Here is a 17,595-nt window from a genome sequence, read left to right on the forward strand (position 1 = left end):
AAAGTTAATATTCATTCATTTTATGCTAAGAATCGTGAAAAAGACAACTCGCTTATTCAATAAATTGCAAATTCTTAAAATGAAATTTATGATAGCAAAAGCAGCTATAACTAATGGAAGAGGAGATTATACCATTGAAACAGTAGAAATGTTTCTTCCAAAAAGAGATGAAGTATTGGTTAAAATGAAAGCGGCAAGTATTTGTCATACAGATTATGATTCTTTGAATTGGAATACTCCTTTAATTTTAGGACATGAAGGAGCTGGTATAGTAGAAGCTATAGGTAGTGAAATTACTAAAGTAAAGGTGGGAGATAAGGTTATATTAAATTGGGCTATTCCCTGTGGTAGATGTTTTCAATGCGATCAAATGAATCAAAATATTTGTGAAAATAATTCGCCTGTAACCGTTGGAAATCAAACAAGTGGAGGAGCTATCTCTAAAGGTCATGCAAGATTAAGTGGTACAAAATTTAAAGGCAAAGGAATACAGCGTTCATTTAATATAGGGACTTTAAGTACACATACTATAGTAAAAGAACAAGCATTAGTAAAATATGATATGCCAATCCCTTTTGGTTCGGCATCAATTTTAAGTTGTGGAGTCATGACAGGTTATGGCTCTGTAGTTAATTCTGCTCAAGTAAAAGCAGGTTCGTCTGTTGTGGTGTTGGGCACGGGTGGCGTAGGTTTAAGCGTTATTCAAGGCGCTAAGATATCTGGAGCCTCCAAAATTATAGCCATAGATATTAATCCAAAACGTTTAAAAATGGCTGTTAAATTTGGAGCAACACACACAATACAGGCAGATAAAGATGATGTTAACTTGCTAAATGCCGCCGAAAAAGTAAAAGCACTAACACAAGGTCGTGGTGCAACCTATGCTTTTGAGTGTACAGCAATACCATCCTTAGGAGCAGCACCATTAGCCATGATTCATAATGCAGGAACTGCAGTACAGGTAAGTGGCATTGAAGATGAAATAACCATAGATATGAATCTTTTTCAATGGGATAAAACCTATATAAATCCTTTATATGGAAAGTGTAGACCAGAAATAGACTTTCCTATTCTGTTGGATTTATATGAAAAGGGAGATTTACTCTTGGATGAAATGGTAACTAATACTTATAAATTTAATGAGTTGCCAAACGCTTTTAATGATATGTTAGCAGGTAAAAATGCAAAGGGTGTAATACTTTTTGAAGATTAAATTATGGCATCAAAATTTAGAACAATAACAATATCAAAACCAGAGTATGAATCTAATAATGTAAGACAGATTACTGTAAAAAGTAATCACTTAAAAGGAAGGGGAGACATTTCGGTATATGTTCCACAGGGAAGTAACTATAAAAATCTACCAATGGTTATATTGTTACACGGAGTTTATGGTAGTCATAATTCCTGGATACATTATGCAGGAATTCATTTTAAAATGAATAAATGGATTGCAGAAGATAAACTAAAACCAATGGTTTTGGTTATGCCTTCCGATGGATTATGGGGTGATGGTAGTGGCTATATACCGCATTCCAATAACAACTTTGAAAAATGGATAACAGAGGATACTGTAGATGCTGTTATTGAATGTGTTCCACAAGTTAGTACACAGTCAGATTTATTCCTCACAGGGCTGTCTATGGGAGGTTTTGCAGCTTTACGTTTAGGAGCAAAGTACAGTAATAAATTTAAAGCATTTACCGGTTTATCGTCCATAACGCATTTAAATCAAATGAAGTTATTTATAGAGGAAAATATATATCAACTTCAACAAGAAAATAAACAAGAAGAATCTGTTTTAGAAACATTAATAAAATACAAACAAACTCTTTCTCCCTTTCGGTTTGATTGTGGTACTGATGATGGTTTAATTAATGAAAACAGAAAGTTACATGAAGCACTTGAGCAGGAAAATATACCACATATCTATAATGAGTATCCGGGAGCTCATAATTGGAAATATTGGGAAGTACATATTTTCAACACACTAAACTTTTTTAATAATATTTAAATTTTATAGAATCATGGGATATTTAAAATCAAACGATTTATCAGAATATAATAGTCCTTTATCTAATCTATTCAAACAGCCAGAAACACCTGAAGAATGGATGCAATACGCATTAACCGAGGAGCAAATAGCATTTTATAAAAAGAGCGGATATCTATCTGGAGTTAAAATAATGACAGAAGCACAAGTAGATATTTTAAATGAAGAGCTGGAGAAATTACAGAAAGTGAATGAGGAACAAAAAAAGTTGTTTTATCATTATAAAAGTAATGAATCAGAAGACCCAAACAAAGTACTTTTTCATGCTATAGGCGGGTGGCGTGTTATGTTAGGTTTTCATGATTTATTATGGGCACCAGCTTTTAGAATGGCAGCTTATCAATTAATGGGAAATTCATATAGGTTATTTCATGACCAGCTATTTTGCAAGCCAGCTAAACACGGTGGTGTAGTGGCGTGGCATCAAGACTTTTCTTACTGGACATTTACCAAACCAATGAATCACTTAACATGTTGGATGGGACTTGATGATGCCAATACAGAAAATGGCTGCCTATACTATATACCAAACAGTCATAACTGGGGGTTGTTGCCAATTACAGGGCTTACTGGAGATATGGATGCTGTAAAAGAAGTGTTAAATTCAGAGCAATTAAAAGATTTTAACAATAAAAAAGCAAACGTGCTTCCTAAAGGATATGCCAGTTTTCATCATCCACTAATGATGCATGGGTCTTACACAAATAATTCGGAACGTTCTCGAAGAGCAGTTGTTGTTAATGTGATGGATACCAACACAAAATCTAATATATCCAGTTTCGAGAGACAAGAGGATTTAAAGGATTTTCCGCCTATGGGAGTAGACGGAGATATATTAAATGACAAATGTTTTCCTATTTTGTTTAATCCAGATATTGAGTTAGGAAAATTAAAAAAAGAAATTTTAACAGTAAATAATGCATAGAGTAAAATAAGGAATTTGCAATTAAAACACTAAATAAGAATTACCATGAAATGGAACAAAACATCAGTATTTAACATAATAGTGCTATTAGTATTTAATAGTACAATAATGTTAGCTCAAAGAAATCAAAGACCAAATGAAATATTTATATCTGGGTATCAAGAAAAAATATCTGGAAATGAAATTGAACACCGCTCAAAAGAAGTAGAAGGGCTAAATCAAACGTTGGTTTCTAGAGCTAACGTAGGGAATCAAAAAATAGAGTGGGAAACAGCTCCCGTTTCTGTAAATAAAAAAAGTGGAGAAGTAACTTTTGTACATTATGCAGGATATTATGGAGACCGCCCCGGGACTAAATTTAATTTCTTTGTAAACGGAAAGAAAAGAGGGCAAATAGCTACAGCTACTGCTAAACAAACTAGGTGGACTTTACCTCTTGAGAATAATGAAACACTAAGTTTTGAACGTCATTATTTAGATGATAATTACGGATGTTTCGGTTTTTTGTATTATACCGTGCCTGCTAAAAGCATAAAAAAAGGAACAACTTTAAAATTAAGTATTGAAGGAGTAAATGAAAAATCAAATACCTATTTCAAAATATTTAAAAAGAACTTAACAGAAGCTATAAATGTAACCCCTTTACCAGCGCTCATTAACACAAAAAATGGTAAAGTACAAACGTTATCAACAGAAATTGTTTTTATAAAAAAACCAGCAAAAGGAAAACTTTTTATTGATGGGAAATTTGATAGAGAAATTAATTTAAAACCAGGAGCACAAACTATTAAAATACTTTACCCTGAGGTGAAAAAAGAGAAAATAGTAACTCTAAAGTTAGACTTAGGTGATGACGAAATAGTTACAAAAGTAAAATTGAAACCCATAAAAAAGTGGCATGTAAACTTTGTACAGCATTCTCACACAGATATTGGATATACAAGGTCTCAAACCGAAATTTTAGCTGAACACCCACGTTATATAGATTATGCTTTAGATTATTGTGATGCTACTGACGATTTTCCTGAAACCTCAAAATTTAGATGGACTTGTGAAGCATCTTGGGCGGTAGATGAGTTTTTAAATAGTAGGTCTCAAACCCAAATTGATAGATTAAAGCAACGTGTTAAAGAGGGGAGAATTGAAGTAACAGGAATGTATTTTAATTTTAACGAACTACCTGATGAGCAATCATTAGCTGCTTCTTTAGCACCAATTAAAAATATTTCAGAGAAAGGAATAAAAATAACTTCAGCAATGCAAAACGATGTTAACGGTATTGCGTGGTGTATGAACGATTATTTTAATTCTTTAAATATTAAATATTTAACCATGGGTACCCATGGGCATAAAGCACTTATATCTTTTGATACTCCTTTAGCATTTTGGTGGGTATCTCCTTCAGGAAAAAAGATGCTAACCTTTAGGGCAGAGCATTATATGGCAGGTAACGCTATAGGTGTGCATACTGATGATTTTGAAGATTTTGAAAAACGACTACTTGAGTATTTAGTTAAGCTTGAGGAAAGAGGTTATCCCTATGATAAAACGGCATTGCAGCATTCTGGTTTTATGACCGATAACTCACCACCATCTATGAAATCTAGCCATTTGATTAAACAATGGAATGAAAAATATGAATGGCCAAAAATAAAAACAGCTGTAGCAAAAGATTTTTTCGAAGATTTTGAGAAAGAATACGGAGATGAATTAATAGAAGTAAAAGGGCACTGGCCAGATTGGTGGACCGATGGTTTTGCTTCTGGAGCCAGAGAAGTAGCAGCCACTCGAAATGCTCATGCAGATCTTATTGCTGGACAAGGTGGTTTGTCTATGGCTAAATTATTGGGGGCTAAAATGCCAAAAGGTATATCGAACCGCATATTTGAAACAAATAAGGCACTCTTGTTTTATGGAGAGCATACATTTGGAGCACAAGGAAGTGTTGGAGATCCTTATGGTAAAGCCACAATGGAGCAACGCGAAATTAAAGAATCATATGCTTGGGAAGCTTCAAGACGTTCTAATATGATTGTTGAAGAAGCAAAAGGTTTATTAAGCGAATATATGGGGAAAACCAAAACACCTTCTTTAGCAGTTTTTAATACTTTAAATTGGCAAAGAGAAGGTTTGGTGAAAGTATTTATAGATCATCAGCAAGTTCCTCCTGGAAAAAAAATACGCTTAGTAGATGATAATGGAGTCATTTATCCTGCTCAAATTTTAAAACCCTGGCATGGTGGTACATATTGGACAGTTTGGGTAAAAAACATACCATCTTTTGGTTATAAAAAATTTAATATAGAAGTATATGAAGAAGAACATTCGCATTCGCTTTCGCATGGTGATGGTGAAGTACATAGCCATAATACTAATTTCAATTATAAAGAAAGAGACAATTTTATTCAATTAGATAACCCTTGGTATTCAATTAAAATAGATAAGGAAAAAGGGAGTATAGATCAAATATATGATAAAGACATTGCTAAAAATATAATTGATGAGAAATCAGAATACAACTTAGGAGAATTTATTTTAGAAAAGTTAAAAGGGAGGGAGCAATTGTTTACAAATAGAACCATAAATGGAGAGAGCAACGGTCCGTTAACAGACTATACAAGGCAATCATTGGATAGCGTTTGGTTATCAGAAATACGTGAAGGTGAAATTTGGAATACTATTAAATTCAGAGGTAAAACTGAAACAGCTTATGATGAAGCAGATGCATTTTCATTTGAAATTAGGCTTTTTAATACTACAAAAAGAATAGATTTTGCTTTTGAACTAAAGAAAAAACCTATTACTGACCCTGAAAGTTTTTATATCGCTTTCCCTTTTGAATTAGATGATGCAAACATTCATTTTGAAATCTCGGGAGGGCCTATGGAAGCAGGTGTAGAACAAGTGCCAGGATCGGCAAACGATTGGAACACAGTTCAAAACTTTGTGCAAATTAAAAATGACAAAGAACAAATAATATTGGTGTCTCCAGAAGCTCCTATTATGCAATTTGGAGATATTAACACAGGGCGTTTTGAGTATGGAGCTGTACCAAAAAGTAATAACTTGTTTAGTTGGCCAATGAACAATTATTGGACTACAAATTTTAATGCAGATCAACGTGGTATGTATACCTGGACTTATAATCTTACCAGTACAAATGATAATAGTGCAAAAACAGCTACAAAGTTTGGTTGGGAAAACAGAGTGCCTTTTTTGGCACGAGTTATTCCTGCCAGTCCAATAGAGAAACAGGCAACCAATTCGTTATCTATACTTTCAAACATTCCAGATAATGTACTTATAATTAACGCAACACCTTTAGAGAATGAGAGTGCAATAATTTTACACTTAAGAGAAGTAGGAGGTTTGGATAGTGCTTTTATACCAAAACTTTTTTCAGATAAACCTGTAAAACTTTTTGAAGTTAATGTTGTTGGAGAAGAAATTAAAGAAACCTCAGAATTAAATATTAAAGCTTTAGAAAATAAATTTTTTAAATTAACTTGGAAATAGATCTAACATACTTTTAAAACTTAAGCTACAAGTTTTAATATTCTCAGATGAAGCTAAAGCTATTGCTTTTTAGTACATCCAGCTTTAGCTTCTAAAATTTTTTAAGCCCGAATGCACAAATTACTTAGTGATGTTTCTTGAATTTCAAGAGGCATGGTTTTAGTCTGCAAAATAAACCTTCGGATTGCCAGTTCATAGTAATCTAGTTTTAGAATTAGATAATAATAGGTAAAGCCGTCTCAAAATATAAGAAACGAATAATTTATATATGTCTTTTAGAGGCTAGTGGGCAAGCATCATTCTTAGGAAGAACAGTAATTATTTTTATTCCTAAATTAAAAATGTTATATTTTTTTAAAATATTAGTATATTGCGTAATCTTTAATTGTCTATACATATGGACAAAATTAAATTTAAATAAAATTTGAAATGTCAAAACTTATGGAAGAAGCAGCTATTATTGGCAGTGCCAAACTGTTTGACCCTAATTTTTGGAACCAAGTTTATAACTAAATTACCAACAAGCTAAAAACTAAACTAAATAATTTCTAAGAATGAACAATACAAATCAAAAAACAAACATGCTCTATGTTTATTTATTAACCATCACAGCAGCTTTAGGAGGCTTGTTATTTGGGTATGATACAGCTGTAATAGCTGGCGCTATAGGATTTTTGCAAACAAAGTTTGAATTATCTGCAGCCATGACAGGTTGGGCGGCATCAAGTGCTATTTGGGGGTGTGTTTTAGGTGCTATGGTTGCTGGTTATTTTAGTGATAAGTACGGACGAAAAAAAGTGTTGTTTGTAACAGCTGTTCTTTTTTCCATTTCTGCTTTAGGTTCAGCAATGCCAAATACATTAACACAATTTGTAATAGCAAGGTTTGTTGGTGGGGTAGGCGTAGGTGCAGCTTCAATGCTATCTCCATTATATATATCTGAAATTGCTCCAGCAAAAAAAAGAGGCATGTTGGTAACCTTATATCAACTAGCTATAGTTTTAGGTATCAATATTGTGTATTTTATCAATTTAAAAATAGCTAGTTCAGGTACAGAAACTTGGAACGTTGAGATGGGATGGCGTTATATGTTGGGCTCTGAAATTATACCTGCCGCATTGTTTTTTGTTATGCTTTTGTTAGTTCCTGAAAGTCCAAGATGGTTAGCTTCAAAAAATAGAACAGAAGAAGCTTCTAAAATACTTAATAAAGTTAATGGTAACATACAAGGAGAAAAAGTGTTAAATGAAATAAAAGAAACACTTAAAACAGAAAAGGGTACGGTAAAAGAACTGTTTTCCAAAAGTCTCCGTCCAGCTTTACTTATAGGTATGGTTTTAGCCCTTTTTTCACAAATAACGGGTATTAATGCTATTATTTATTATGCACCAGAAATTTTTAAAAATATTGGTTTCGATGCCGAATCATCTTTATTTCAAACGGTTATTATTGGAGTAGTAAATACTATATTTACATTTGTGGCTATTGGTTTTATAGATAAAGTGGGACGCAGAAAACTTTTACTATGGGGGTTAACAGGAATGATAATTTGTTTGTGTAGTGTTGGTTTTGTGTTTTATACAGAACAAAGTGCTAGTATATTAACATTGATTTTTATACTTGGTTTTATTGCCTGTTTTGCTTCGTCTTTAGGTCCAATTCCATGGGTGATTATATCAGAAATTTTCCCTACAAAAACAAGAGGTTTAGCCATGTCTTGTGCTACTTTTATGGTTTGGATTGGCGTGGTTGCCATAACACAGTTTACGCCTGTTATGCTTGAAAATTTTGGAGGAGCATTTACATTCTGGATATTTATGGTAAATGCTATTTTCTTATTAGGGTTCATATATATAAAATTACCAGAAACTAGCGGCAAAACCCTAGAAGAAATAGAAGAAAGCTGGAAGAAATAGTAATTAATAGTTTTATTAAATTTTTTCTTCTGTTTAGAGCGAATAAATCCACATATTATAGCCTGTCAATGGTTGCTAACTTCTTTTTTTAACAAACTTTTTATAAAATTACCTTACAGGAAATGGCGGATTTAGCATGTTTAACCAAGCCTTCTTTTTGCCGTTTATTCAAACAAAAAAAAGGAAAAACATTTTTTTGATTTCTTAAATGAATATTGTATTAACTATACAAAGCGACTTTTATTAGACTCAAAAAAAGAATTTATAAATACCATAGCTCTACATTCTAGGTTTCCTACCATTCAGCACTTCAATAAAAATTTAAAGCTTTTAATAAAGGGCTCACTCTAAGTCAATCTTTGAAAGTTAATTCTGAAGCAAAATATAATCTTAAAAAATCAATTGATACTTAATGTTAATATTGACTCATTTTTAGTGACTTTAATATCATAATCGCATTCCTATTGTACTTAGTTTTACAATGAATAAAATTTATTATTCAATTTATCTTAAGGGTTTTTCATAAACCAATTAAACCAATTAAACCAATCAAACTAATTATTATGAAATGTAAATTTTTAATTTTTAGGCAGGAACATTTTAAACATTTATTGTTTGTAATAGTTCTTTCCTTTTTTCACTGTTCATTTGCCTTAACAAAGGTATCTCATGTTTATTTAACAAAAGTGGAGTCTGCTCTAAAAGATGTGTTAGATAGAACTAACCATAGTTATATACAGCAGACAATATCAGGGATTGTAACTGATGAAAAAGGTGTGCCACTGCCAGGCGTGACGGTTCTAGAACAAGGCACGCAAAATGGAACAGCTACCAATTTTGATGGCGAGTACACTATAAGTGTCACTAATCAAAAAAGTGTATTAGTGTTTTCTTATATAGGATATACTACAAAAAAAATAATAGTAGGAAGTAAAGAGAACTTGAATGTTCAGTTAGTGCCAAGTCAAGATGAATTAGATGAAGTTACTATTGTAGCATTTTCAAAACAGAAAAAGTCCAGTGTTATTGGTTCCATGTCTACTGTTAAACCTAGTGAATTAAAAATACCATCAAGTAATTTAACAACAGCTTTAGCAGGAAGAATACCAGGAGTTATCTCTTACCAAAGAAGTGGTGAGCCAGGACAAGATAATGCTTCTTTTTTTATAAGAGGGGTCACTAGTTTTGGCTATAAGGTAGATCCTTTAATTTTAATAGATGGGGTAGAATCTTCAACTACAGAATTGGCACAATTGTCGCCAGATGATATTAGCTCATTTTCAATTATGAAAGATGCTACCGCAACCTCTCTATATGGTGCAAGAGGTGCAAATGGTGTTATATTAATAGCTACTAAAGAAGGAAAAGAAGGAAAAGCAAAAGTATTTGTACGTTACGAAACTTCCTTTTCAAGTAACACAAAGCAATTAAAACTGGCAGATCCTATAACATACATGGAATTAGAAAATGAAGCGGTACTTACACGAAACCCTATTGGGTTTTTGCCGTATTCGCAAAATAAAATAGATAATACCGCAGCGGGTTTAAATGAGTATGTGTATCCAGCAAATAATTGGATGGAGCAATTGTTAAAAGATTTTACAGTTAACAATAGACTTAACTTAAATGTTAGTGGTGGCGGTAAAGTGGCAAGGTATTACATAGCGGGGGTTTTTAGTAAAGATAATGGGATTTTAAAAGTAGATGATCGAAATAACTTCAATAGTAATATTAACCTTAAAAATTATCAGCTTAGATCTAATATAAATATTGACTTAACAGAAACTACAGAAGCTATAGTAAGACTAGCAGGTTCTTTTGATGATTATACGGGACCTATTGATGGCGGTTCACGTATGTTTTCTAAAATATTGGGATCTAATCCAGTAATGTTTCCTGCTTATTACCCGTCAGAAGTTAAACCTTTTGCTAAACACATTTTATTTGGTAATAGTAGTAATGCGTCTAGCGGTAACGAACCTAGTTTTATTAACCCCTATGCAGATATGGTTAAAGGGTACAAGGATTACACAAGGTCTAATATGTCTGCTCAATTTGAACTAAAACAAGATTTATCTTTTTTAACCCCTGGCTTATCTGCAAGAATGTTATTTAATACAGAACGCTACTCGTTTTTTGATGTTTCTAGGTTTTATAACCCACATTTTTATTCGGCTTATGGCTATGATAAATCTAACGATTCTTATAAGTTGAATTTACTTAATGAATTATCGGCAACAGATTATTTAAGCTATAACGAAGGTCTAAGAGATATAAATTCGGCAACTTATACAGAGGTTGCAATAAATTACAGTAATACATTTTCTGAAAAACATGAGGTTACTGGTTTATTGGTTGGCACAAGAAGAAACCAATTATTTGCTAATCAGGGTAGTTTGCAAAAATCCTTGCCCTATAGAAATCAAGGTGTTTCGGGGCGATTAACTTACGGGTATGATTCAAGATATATGGCCGAATTTAATTTTGGTTACAATGGCTCAGAACGTTTTCATAAATCTCATCGGTATGGGTTTTTCCCGTCAGCAGGTATTGGTTGGTTTGTTTCTAACGAACCATTTTGGAAAGGTTTAAAATCCACCATAACTAAACTGAAATTACGAGCAACCTATGGTTTAGTTGGAAACGATGCCATTGGTAGTGCAGAAGATAGGTTTTTTTATCTTTCAGAAGTTGACTTAAATGCAGGAGGTAGAGCCGCATGGTTTGGTACCAATTTTCAATATGCAAGACCTGGGGTAAATGTAAATCGTTATTCCAATGAAGATATAAGCTGGGAAACTGCAAAGAAAATGAATCTTGGTTTAGAGCTTAATTTGTTTAACAATTTAGAGATTCAAGCCGATTATTTTACCGAGAATAGAAGTAATATTTTAATGGATAGAGCTTTTATTCCTGCTACAATGGGGCTATCTGCACCAATTAGAGCAAATGTAGGAAAGGCCAAATCAAATGGATTTGAAATTTCTTTCGATTACAACAAATCCTTTACCAGTGGTTTTTGGGTACAAGGAAGAGCTAACTTTACCTATGCCCATAGTGAGTTTCTTTTCTTTGAAGAACCGCAATACTCTGAAGAAAATAGTCATTTATTCCATAAAGGACAGCCATTATCACAACAATGGGGGCTTATTGCAGAGCGTTTATTTGTAGATGAGTATGATGTAGCAAACTCACCAAAACAAAATTTTGGAGAATACCTTGCTGGAGATATAAAATATAGAGATGTTAATGGAGATGGAGAAATTACTAATTTAGATAGAGTTCCCATAGGGCATCCTACGGTTCCTGAGATTATATATGGAGGCGGATTGTCTTTTGGGTATAAAAATTTCGATTTCTCGTTTTTTCTGCAAGGTTCTGCTCGGTCTTCTTTTTGGATAGACCCCGTAAGAACAGCTCCCTTTGTTGCAAATCCCGATTTAGGAGCAGGATCTCAAAATGCACTATTACAGGTTTATGCAGACAATCACTGGTCTGAGTCCAACCGAGATTCTTATGCGCTTTGGCCTAGGTTGAGCAGTACATTAAATACAAATAACACACAAACAAGTACCTGGTTTATGAGAAACGGAGCGTTTTTAAGACTAAAATCTGTAGAGTTAGGTTTTAGTTTGCCCGATGCCGTCATTAAAAATCTGCACTTGTCAAATGCTCGCTTATATTTTAGTGGTATAAACTTATTAAGTATTAGCGGTTTCGATTTATGGGATATAGAAATGGGAGGTAATGGTTTAGGTTACCCAATTCAACGTGTACTTAACTTTGGAATGACCTTTAATTTTTAAACAAAAAAACATGAAAACAATAAAAAAAATAAATATACTGCTTGTTTTAACTTTTTTTGGAATAATCAGTTCTTGTAGTGATTATCTAGACGTTGTTCCAGATAACGTTGCTACCATAGACAATGCTTTTGTTGATAAAACACAAGCAGAAAAGTACCTTTTTACTTGCTACTCTTATTTACCTCGGTTTGATGATCCAGAGGGGAATCCTGAATTTTATGCAGGCGATGAGTATTGGATTTTTTGGCCAATTCCTGATGGTTATGCAACCTCGTTAGATCCTTACCAAATTGCTCGTGGTTTACAAAATAGAGTAAGCCCTCTAATGAATTTTTGGGAAGGAGGCGGTCGGGTTCCCCCACTATGGCAAGGGGTTCGGTCTTGTAATATTTTTCTAGAAAATATTGAAAAGGTAATTGATTTAGAACCGTTTCTTAAAAGCAGATGGATTGCAGAAGTTAAATTTCTTAAAGCATATTATCATTGGTATTTAATGAAATTGTATGGCCCAATACCTATTGTAGATAAGAACTTACCTATATCGGCAAATTCCGATGAAGTTAGAGTAGAAAGAAGACCAGTAGATGAAGTGGTAGATTATATAGTAAGTTTAATAGATTCTGTTACAGAAGAAGGAACAAACGGCGGTTTACCCGATAGAATTGATAATAAAACCACAGAACTTGGTAGAATTACAAAACCAATAGCTCTATCTATAAAAGCTCGTATTTTAGTAACTGCGGCAAGTCCGTTATTTAATGGTAATAAAGATTACGATAACTTTTTAGCCAATGATGGTACCCCATTATTTAACACTAATTTCGAAATTGAGAAATGGAACAAAGCATTAAAAGCTTGTGAAGAAGCTGTTGAAGCATGTGAGGCCGCAGGAATTAGTTTGTATGAGTTTGATGAAAATGCCCAAGGAGTTACAGATAGAATTAAAACTGAAATGAGCATTAGAAATGCAGTTTGCGATAAGTGGAATTCTGAGCTTATTTGGGGTAACGTAGGATCCGATGTGCCTTCATGGGCGGTACAGTTAACCGCTAGCCCTAATTTAGACCCCAATATTACTAGTTTAAATCTAAAAGCACATTTTGCTCCAACCTTACGTATAGCAGAATTATTTTATACCGAAAATGGAGTGCCTATTGATGAAGATAAAACATGGAGTTACCAAGATAGATATAATTTGCGTACCGTTGAAGCTAGTGATGAAGGCATGCAAGAGGGCTACAAAACAGTAGGTCTACATTTTAATAGAGAACCAAGATTTTATGCAAATTTAGGTTTTGATGGCGCCACATGGTTTATGCGTAATAATACCTGGGATTTAAAAACCAAAACAGGACAGCATGCAGGTAAAAAACAGAGTGTTTTGTATTCTATAACAGGATATTATGCTAAAAAACTGGTTAACTGGAATATGGTAATATCGCAAGGAGGTGGAGTGAGTTTAGAATTTTACCCTTGGCCCGTGATGCGATTAGCAGATTTATATTTACTGTATGCTGAAGCATTAAATGAAACTGGTAATAATGCTTTAGCTTTAAATTATATTAATAAAGTACGAGAAAGAGCTGGTTTAGAAACGGTAGAAACATCGTGGAGTAACTTTTCTAATAATCCAGGAAAATACACTACACAAGAAGGCTTAAGAGAAATAATACATCAAGAACGGTTAATAGAATTGGCTTTAGAAGGAAAACGTTTTTGGGATTTAAAGCGTTGGAAAAAATCTGGAACTCTATTAAACGCACCAATTTATGGTTGGGATATTGGACAAGAAGATTATGAAACCTATAACCGAAAAACGTTATTGTTTAATCAAAAGTTTAATGTACCCCGAGATTATTTTTGGCCTCTGTCCGATAATGTGCTCACAACTAACCCTAATTTAATTCAAAATCCTGGGTGGTAATCCAAACTAAAAAAATAAAACTTTAAACCATGAAAAAATTTATATATCATCTAATTGTTGCTATATTAATAACGGTATTTTCTGTGGGCTGTACAACAGATTTGTTAAAGCCAACAGAAAATGATGGCACGCCGCCAGGTTCTATTTCAGATGTACAGATTGAAAACCTCTCTGGTAGTGTTATATTAAGATATACACTTCCAGACGATCCAGACGTGTTTTATGCTAAGGCCGTTTATACTACAGAACGAAATGTTGTTAGAGAAGCTAAGGCGTCATATTATACAAATGAAATGACATTAACTGGATTTGGGAAAAACAAGCCTTATGAGGTGCAACTTTATGCTGTAGATAGAGGCGAAAATGTTTCAAAACCAATCACAGTAACCGTAAATCCAGAAAAGGCACCATACCAAAATGTTAGTGAAAGTTTAAATATTGGACCAGACTTTGGAGGAATTTTTGTTGATTTTGAAAACCCAACAGAAGATAATCTGGCTATTGTTGTACTGGCTAACGATTCGCTAGGTAATTTTATTCCATATAACACTTACTACACACAGAAAATAGAAGGACGTTTTTCTACTAGAGGATTTGAATCTGTAGAGACAAACTTTGGCGTTTATATTCGAGACCGCTGGGGGAATATTTCTGATACTACCACAGTTCGTTTGACTCCATATTTTGAAACGGAGATTGATAAAAATCAAATTACACCTTTAACTTTACCTAATGATGCTATATTAGGTTATGGTGGTAATATACCAGCCTTGTTCAATGATGATATTACCGAAGGCGGTGGATTTTATTCTAGTGGAGACCAAGCAAGGATGCCTCAGTGGTTTTCTTTTGATCTTGGAGAAAAAGTGAAATTAAGTAGGTTGACTTGGTGGATGAGATCTGATGGTACGCGTTGGCTTTATAGCTTGCATAACCCTAGAAACATTGAAATTTGGGGGTCTAATGATCCTGCTCCTGATGGTAGTTGGGAGTCTTGGGATTTGATAATTGAATATGAACAAATAAAACCATCAGGTTTACCTAATGGACAATTATCTAACGATGATCTTGCTGCTGCTGAAGCAGGGGAAACAATTGTGTTTCCTCTAGATACAAAGGGGTATAGGTATATTAGATTTAAAACATTACGTAATTGGTCAAACGGAACGTATGTTAATTTTAATGAGATATCCCTGTGGGGACAACCAATAGACTAAGTATACGTTCACTTTAAATATAAAAAAAATGAAAACTATAATAAAACATATAAGCGTTATATGCTTAATTCTAGGGTTGCTGGTTTTAGCTTCCTGCTCGCCTATAGATGAATATAATAAATATAAAGAAGGTGGAGATATTGTATACCCAGCCAAGGTAGATTCTGTAATAGTTTATCCAGGAAAAAACAGAATACATTTAGCAATGGTACTAGGTAGCGATCCTACAGTCAATAAAATCAAGGCTTTTTGGAAAAACAGACAAGATTCTACAGAGGTCATGTTTTCTAGAACCAAGGTCAATGATACTATAGATTTACTGATAGAAAATTTACAAGAAGGCGTATATAACTTTCAACTTTATACGTTTGATACATTTGGAAACCAATCTGTAGTAAAGAATGTTTCAGGAACCGTTTTCGGTGATACGTTTCAAAACTCTATTTTTAATAGACAAATTGAGTCTGCCACTTGCGGTATTATAAATTGGGTGCCTCCTGTGTCATCAATGATTGGGGTAGAAGTCAATTATATAAATGATTTAGATGAAGAACAAATAATTATGGTTACCAACCAAGACCAAGCAACAACTTTAGAGGGGATAAAAGAAGGAACACCATTTAAGTTCAGAACCCTTCATGTTCCAGATACTAAGTCAATTGATACGTTTTATACCGCATTTAAAACGGAAACCATAAAAACTATTGAATTAAAAACAGGTGAATACGAGGTGATTTCAGAACATAATACACCTCATGGGTGGATGCCTAATAAAGGCCATAAGCGAGAGGTTACTAAAATAAGTGACTATCAATATTCTTATATATTATCAACCGATGCAGGAAATGCTGTTCCAATGATAATAAATGTAGACCCCGTAACATTAAAGACATCGGTAGATTTACAAGAAATAGGAGATTTTGGTGCACCGTGGTATATGACTGCTGAAAGCATTGAAAGTGATGATAATTTTATTTCTTACTGCGATGGTATTATTAGCGTAAGGCTACATATTGATAACCTAGATAGAAGTAACCTGTGGGGCGACTTCACTGTGGCTGTGAAATTACAAGATTAAACGTTTCACTTCATCTAAGTGCAAACCTAGTATGGTATTAAACCTTAATAGTTTATGTTTATTTACAACAAGAACATTTAAGGTTTTTTCCATTAAAATGCACACAAATTCTAGGTCGATAAAGAATAAATTAAGTTGTTTTGTAAAGAGCAAACAACAGTATAAAAATACCAGATAAAAGTAAAAATGAAACTATACCCATTAAAATTTGAACCACTTTATAAGTATAGAATATGGGGTGGTGAAAAATTAAAAACGGTTTTACATAAAAATTATATAGAAGAAAATATAGGAGAGTCTAGGGAGATTTCAGGTGTTGAAAATGATGAAACTTTGGTAGCTCAAGGTACATTAAAAAATAAAACACTAAAAGAATTAATAGCAAATTATAAACAAAATTTAGTAGGGGAAGTAGTGTATCAAAAATTTGGAAACACTTTTCCTCTACTAATTAAATTTATAGATGCTAAAACACCGCTTTCAATTCAAGTACATCCAAGTAATGAAATAGCAAAAGAGCGTCATAATTCCTTTGGAAAAAATGAAATGTGGTATGTTATGCAAGCCGATGATGATGCAGAATTAATTGTTGGTTTCGATAAGGAAATATCGCAGAGCGAATATAAAAAACACCTAGACAACAATACCATTTTAGATGTTATGCACCATGAAACTGTAAAATCGGGTGATACGTTTTATATTCCAACTGGTCGTGTGCATGCTATAGGCGCAGGTGTTTTACTGGCAGAAATTCAACAAACCTCCGATATAACTTATAGAATTTACGATTACGATAGGGTAGACGCTAAAACTGGAGCGAAAAGAGAATTACATAACAATTTGGCCATAGATGTTATAGATTATAACGTACATAATACTTATAAAACACATTATAATCATGATAAAAATGTATCAAACACTCTAGTACATTCTCCTTATTTTAAAACCAATATACTAGATTTAAATCAAGAGGTAAAAAAAGATTATTCTACAATAGACTCATTCGTTATTTATATCTGTGTAGATGGCGAGGTTATTGTTACCAGTAATGGCGAAAATTATCAGTTAAAACAGGGAGAAACATTATTAATTCCTGCAAGTTTAAATCAACTACATTTAAAAGCTACAAAAGCTAAACTTTTAGAGGTTTATTATTAATA

10 protein-coding genes are annotated in these 17,595 nt (G+C 33.2%); all 10 read left to right on the top strand.

Going from position 1 to position 17,595, the window contains the following annotated elements:
- The first annotated feature begins 88 nt into the window (after positions 1 to 88).
- The 10 genes from BWZ22_RS10025 (at position 89) to BWZ22_RS10070 (ending at position 17,593) form a co-directional block, all read left to right on the top strand.
- Positions 89 to 1,213, top strand: a complete 1,125-nt coding sequence (locus tag BWZ22_RS10025; RefSeq protein WP_076702412.1) for a zinc-binding dehydrogenase — start codon at positions 89 to 91, stop codon at positions 1,211 to 1,213.
- Positions 1,214 to 1,216: 3 nt separating this feature from the next.
- Positions 1,217 to 2,014 (top strand): alpha/beta hydrolase family protein, encoded by a 798-nt coding sequence (locus BWZ22_RS10030; protein ID WP_076699747.1) that lies wholly within the window; start codon positions 1,217 to 1,219, stop codon positions 2,012 to 2,014.
- Positions 2,015 to 2,027: 13 nt separating this feature from the next.
- A complete protein-coding gene (locus tag BWZ22_RS10035; protein ID WP_076699748.1) occupies positions 2,028 to 2,978 on the top strand; it encodes a phytanoyl-CoA dioxygenase family protein in 951 nt (316 codons plus the stop codon).
- Positions 2,979 to 3,023: 45 nt separating this feature from the next.
- Entirely contained in the window at positions 3,024 to 6,494 is a 3,471-nt protein-coding gene (locus tag BWZ22_RS10040) for a glycoside hydrolase family 38 C-terminal domain-containing protein (RefSeq protein ID WP_083692271.1), read from the top strand.
- Positions 6,495 to 7,048: 554 nt separating this feature from the next.
- Positions 7,049 to 8,410: a sugar porter family MFS transporter gene (locus tag BWZ22_RS10045; protein ID WP_076699750.1), complete on the top strand. Its 1,362-nt coding sequence runs from the start codon at positions 7,049 to 7,051 to the stop codon at positions 8,408 to 8,410.
- 563 nt (positions 8,411 to 8,973) lie between these two features.
- Entirely contained in the window at positions 8,974 to 12,216 is a 3,243-nt protein-coding gene (locus BWZ22_RS10050) for a TonB-dependent receptor (protein ID WP_083692273.1), read from the top strand.
- Between the two features lie 10 nt (positions 12,217 to 12,226).
- Complete coding sequence (locus tag BWZ22_RS10055; RefSeq protein WP_076699751.1) at positions 12,227 to 14,140, top strand: RagB/SusD family nutrient uptake outer membrane protein; 1,914 nt, start codon at positions 12,227 to 12,229, stop codon at positions 14,138 to 14,140.
- Between the two features lie 29 nt (positions 14,141 to 14,169).
- Positions 14,170 to 15,357, top strand: coding sequence for a DUF5000 domain-containing lipoprotein (locus BWZ22_RS10060; RefSeq protein WP_076699753.1), 1,188 nt, complete (start codon positions 14,170 to 14,172; stop codon positions 15,355 to 15,357).
- A 28-nt stretch (positions 15,358 to 15,385) separates the two neighbouring features.
- Positions 15,386 to 16,435, top strand: coding sequence for a DUF4998 domain-containing protein (locus BWZ22_RS10065; protein ID WP_076699755.1), 1,050 nt, complete (start codon positions 15,386 to 15,388; stop codon positions 16,433 to 16,435).
- Positions 16,436 to 16,621: 186 nt separating this feature from the next.
- Positions 16,622 to 17,593 (top strand): type I phosphomannose isomerase catalytic subunit, encoded by a 972-nt coding sequence (locus BWZ22_RS10070; protein ID WP_076699756.1) that lies wholly within the window; start codon positions 16,622 to 16,624, stop codon positions 17,591 to 17,593.
- The last annotated feature ends 2 nt before the right edge of the window (positions 17,594 to 17,595 follow it).

The organism is Seonamhaeicola sp. S2-3 (genome assembly GCF_001971785.1).
Taxonomy (GTDB): domain Bacteria; phylum Bacteroidota; class Bacteroidia; order Flavobacteriales; family Flavobacteriaceae; genus Seonamhaeicola.